The sequence below is a fragment of the Xanthomonas sp. SHU 308 genome, assembly GCF_000364645.1.
In the GTDB taxonomy this organism is placed as follows: domain Bacteria; phylum Pseudomonadota; class Gammaproteobacteria; order Xanthomonadales; family Xanthomonadaceae; genus Xanthomonas_A; species Xanthomonas_A sontii.
On record NZ_AQOK01000393.1, the window covers coordinates 1 to 4,577 of the forward strand.

3 protein-coding genes are annotated in these 4,577 nt (G+C 69.3%); 1 reads left to right on the forward strand and 2 read right to left on the reverse strand.

Going from position 1 to position 4,577, the window contains the following annotated elements; genetic code table 11:
* Positions 1-186 precede the first annotated feature (186 nt).
* Entirely contained in the window at positions 187-702 is a 516-nt protein-coding gene (locus D588_RS0113145; RefSeq protein ID WP_017912202.1) for a peptide deformylase, read from the forward strand.
* Between the two features lie 341 nt (positions 703-1,043).
* Here D588_RS0113145 and ettA read toward each other — a convergent pair whose 3' ends face one another.
* Together ettA and D588_RS0113155 are read right to left on the reverse strand one after the other, a co-directional pair.
* Positions 1,044-2,705 (reverse strand): energy-dependent translational throttle protein EttA, encoded by a 1,662-nt coding sequence (gene ettA, locus D588_RS0113150; RefSeq protein ID WP_017908418.1) that lies wholly within the window; start codon positions 2,703-2,705, stop codon positions 1,044-1,046.
* 104 nt (positions 2,706-2,809) lie between these two features.
* Positions 2,810-4,282 carry an MFS transporter gene (locus tag D588_RS0113155; RefSeq protein ID WP_232764298.1) on the reverse strand — a complete coding sequence of 491 codons (1,473 nt, stop codon included), beginning with the start codon at positions 4,280-4,282 and terminating at the stop codon, positions 2,810-2,812.
* Positions 4,283-4,577 lie beyond the last annotated feature (295 nt).

Below are 4,577 nucleotides of genomic sequence, written 5' to 3' on the forward strand. Positions count from 1 at the left end.
ACGCCACCTCGCGCGTCGCGGCTGCATGACAGTTCGCATCTGCAGAATTCGCCAAGCGCTTTGCCGCAACACGGGGATTGCACCGCGGCGTGTCGCAGTCGGGGCAGGGGAGGCCGCAGCCCGCGCTGCACGCGTCGCCGCCACGGCGGATAATCGCGGCCATTCCCCACTGCCAGGAGTCCGCACATGATCCGCGACATCATCCGCATGGGCGACCCGCGTCTGCTGCGCCAGGCGCCGCCGGTCACCGATTTCGACAGCGCGCAACTGCATGCGCTGGTGGCCGACATGTTCGAGACCATGGACGCTGCGCGCGGCGTCGGCCTGGCCGCGCCGCAGATCGCGGTGGATCTGCAACTGATGGTGTTCGGCTTCGAGCGCAGCGCCCGCTATCCGGACGCGCCGCCGGTGCCGCGCACCGCCCTGGCCAACGTGGAGATCGAGCCGCTGTCCGACGACCTGGAGGATGGTTGGGAGGGCTGCCTGTCCATTCCCGGACTGCGCGCGGTGATTCCGCGCTACCGGCACATCCGCTACCGCGGCGTGCTGCCGGACGGCACCCCGCTGCAGCGCGAGGCCGAGGGCTTCCACGCCCGCGTGGTGCAGCACGAGCACGACCACCTGATCGGCCGCCTGTATCCCTCGCGCATCCGCGACTTCGACAAGTTCGGCTTCGAGGACGTGCTGTCCTACGACTTGTAGTGCCGGGATGCCCCGCGTTGGCGATGCGTGCCCAGCGGTCACTTCCGCATGCGTGCACTGTCACGCGCTTGTGGGAGCGCTCCAGTCGCGACGGTTTTACCGGTAAGGCCCATCGCGACACAGGGACTTGTAGCGAACTCGGCGGGTGCACTGTGGGAGGGACTTCAGTCCCGACGCATTGCGCCATCGGAAGGCGCACCGCTTCGCGTGTCGTCGCTGTATGACAGTCGACTCCCGCAGACTCCCGGAGCCGGAGAGCGTCCCCACCCGACAGTCAGCCAAAACGCGCACGGCCCGCGCGAAGCGGGCCGTGGCGGGTGCTGCCAGAAACGCGCTGCGGCTTACTTCAGCGCCTTGAAACGCAGGCGCTTGGGGCCGGCGTCGTCGCCGAGGCGGCGCTTCTTGTCTTCCTCGTACTCGCGGTAGTTGCCCTGGAAGAACTCCACGTGCGAGTCGCCCTCGAAGGCGAGGATGTGGGTGGCGATGCGGTCCAGGAACCAGCGATCGTGCGAGATCACGAAGGTGTTGCCCGGGAACTCCAGCAGCGCGTCTTCCAGCGCGCGCAGGGTTTCGATGTCCAGGTCGTTGGACGGTTCGTCGAGCAGCAGCACGTTGCCGCCCTGCAGCAGGGTCTTGGCCATGTGCAGGCGGCCGCGCTCGCCGCCGGACAGCGAACCGACCATCTTCTGCTGGTCCTGGCCCTTGAAGTTGAAGCGGCCGATGTAGGCGCGCGACTGGATCTCCACGCCGTTGATGTTGAGGATGTCCAGACCGCCGGAAATCTCCTGGAACACGTTGTGGTTGCCTTCCAGCTTGTCGCGGCTCTGGTCCACGTACGACAGCTGCACGGTCGGGCCGACCACGATCTCGCCCGAATCCGGCTTCTCCTGCCCGGTGATCATCTTGAACAGGGTCGACTTACCGGCACCGTTGGGGCCGATGATGCCGACGATGGCGCCCGGCGGGATGATCATCGACAGGTTGTCGATCAGCAGGCGGTCGCCGAACTTCTTGGAGACGTTCTTGAACTCCATCACCGAGTTGCCCAGGCGCTCGCCCGGCGGGATGAAGATTTCGTTGGTCTCGTTGCGCTTCTGGTAGTCCACCGACTGCAGTTCGTCCAGGCGCGCCAGACGCGCCTTGCCCTTGGAACGGCCGCCCTTGGCGTTCTGCCGGGCCCACTCCAGTTCCTTCTGGATCGCCTTCTGCCGCGCCTTTTCCTGGTTCTCTTCCTGCTTCAGGCGCTCGTCCTTCTGCATCAGCCATTCGGTGTAGTTGCCCTTCCACGGAATGCCGCGGCCGCGGTCCAGTTCCAGGATCCACTCGGCGGCGTTGTCGAGGAAGTAGCGATCGTGGGTGACCGCGACCACGGTGCCGGTATAGCGCGCCAGGAACTGTTCCAGCCACTCCACCGACTCGGCATCGAGGTGGTTGGTCGGTTCGTCGAGCAGCAGCATGTCCGGCTTCTGCAGCAGCAGCCGGCACAGCGCCACGCGGCGCTTCTCGCCGCCGGACAGGTTGGCGATCTTGGCGTCCCACGGCGGCAGCCGCAGCGCGTCGGCGGCCACGTCGAGCTGGTTCTCCAGGGTGTGCGCGTCGCCGGCGGCCAAGATCGCCTCCAGGCGCTCCTGTTCCTTGGCCAGCGCGTCGAAATCGGCGCCTTCCTCGGCATAGGCGGCGTACACCGCTTCCAGCGCGGCCTGCGCCTGCAGCACTTCGCCCACGCCTTCCTCGACCGACTCGCGCACGGTCTTGTTCGGGTCCAGCTCCGGCTCCTGCGCCAGGTAGCCGACCTTGGTGCCGGGCTGCGGACGCGCCTCGCCTTCGAAATCGGTGTCCACGCCGGCCATGATCTTCAGCACGGTGGACTTGCCGGCGCCGTTGAGGCCGAGCAGGCCGATCTTGGCGCCGGGGAAGAACGACAGCGAGATGTCCTTGATGATCTGGCGCTTGGGCGGCACGGTCTTGCTGACCCGGTTCATGGTGTAGATGTATTGCGACATGGCGGCTCCAAAGGCGCAGGGCGCCCGCCGGCCGGCGGCCGGAGGGCGTCGAAAGGGATGGCGGATTATAGCCGGACGGCCGCCGGCATTCGTTGCCGCGCGGCCTACTCGGCGATCGGCGGCAGCGCTGCGCTCGGTGCCGTCGCCGTTCCCCCCGCGCGGCGCTGCCGGCGCAGATAGAACAGTGCGCAGATCACCAGCACCAGCATCGCCAGCCACTCGCTGTGCAGCGCCGCCCGCATCGCGGCCAGGCTGCCGCCGCCGCGGGCATATGCGTAGATGGCGCCGAGTGCCGCCGGGCCCAGGCCCATCGCCGCCTGCAGGATGGTGGAGAGCATGGCGCTGCCCGCGCCGGCATGGTCGGTGGGCACTTGCGACAGGCCGATGCGGTAGAAGCTGGCCACGATCCAGGCCTGGCCGGCACCGATCAGCGCGGTCGCCGGGGCCAGGTTGCGCACGCCCGGATGCGGCCACACGGCGTGCAGCGTCCAGCCCAGCGCCAGCAGGCCCAGCATCTGCAGCAGGCAGCCCAGCAGTAGCGTCGGCAGCGGGCCGCAGCGCGCCGCCACGCGGGCGCTGACCAGCGCGGAGGCGAAGTAGGCCGCGCCCAGCACGATGAACGCATTGCCGGACTGCAGCGGCGAGAGACCGGCGCCGGTCTGCAGGGTCAGCGCCAGCACGAACATGAAACCGCTCCAGCAGGTGAAGAACACCCCGCCCACCAGCAGCGCGAAGCGCACGCTGGGCAGCCGCAACAAGGCCGGCGGCAACAACGGCGTCCGTCCGCGGCGTTCCTGCCACAGTTCGACCCGGGCCAGCGCCGCCAGCAGCGGCAGGCACGCGGCCAGCACCGCCAGGCACGCCGGCGGCCAGTGCAGGGAAGGGCCCAGCGCCAATGGCAGCAGCAGGCAGGCCAGGAACAGCCCCAGCAGCCCGGCGCCGGCCAGGTCGGGCGGCATCCGCCGTGCCGCGCGGGTCTCCGGCACGGCGCGCAGGCAGGCCAGCGCCAGCAGGCAGAACGGCAGGTTGATCAGAAACACGCTGCGCCAGCCGGATCCGGCGATGTCCGCGCTGACCAGCGAGCCGCCCAGCACCTGGCCGATGACGAAGGCGATGCCGCCCAGCGAGCCGTACAGCGCCAATGCCCGCGCGTGCGCCTTGCCGTGCAGGCTGACGTGGATGGTGGCCAGAATCTGCGGCACCGCCAGCGCCGCCCCCAGTCCCTGCAGGATGCGGCCGGCCAGCAGGGCCGGGACCGAACCGGCCACCCCGCACAGCAACGAGGCCAGGCCGAACAGCAGCACGCCGGCACCGAACACGCGGCGGCGGCCGAGGTTGTCGCCGAGCCGGCCGCCCGCCGCCAGGCCCACCGCGAAGGCGACGCCGTAGACGGCCACGATCAGCTCCAGCTGGGTCGCCGACGCGTGCAGCGTGTGCGCGATCGAGCCGAGCGCGACATTGAGGATGGAGAAATCGATCAGCGGCAGCATCTGCCCGATCAGCAGGATGCCGAGGCCGCGGTGACTCAGGGTGGGGGTGGTGGCGGGCATGGCGGAGGCGGGGGAGGGCGTGGTCATGGCGCGCAGTATGGTGAGTCGATAAACTGGTACAAGGACTCATTTATCCTGGTACTGGCGCTGCCTCCCTGATCTCGGACGGTCGCGTCGGGCGCCGTCTCCTGCGGCGTTACAGACACGCCTGCGCCGCCTGTCGACGTGGCGTCGTCGGGCACCGGCGGACAGCAAAAGTGGAGAAGACGATGCAACCGGACCTCGCGCATTCCACCTCCAGGCCGGAGCGGGCGGTCGCGCCTGCTGCGTCGGGCCCGGCTCTGGCCAGCGAGCGTGCCCGCGCGCTGGGCGCCTTCCTGCG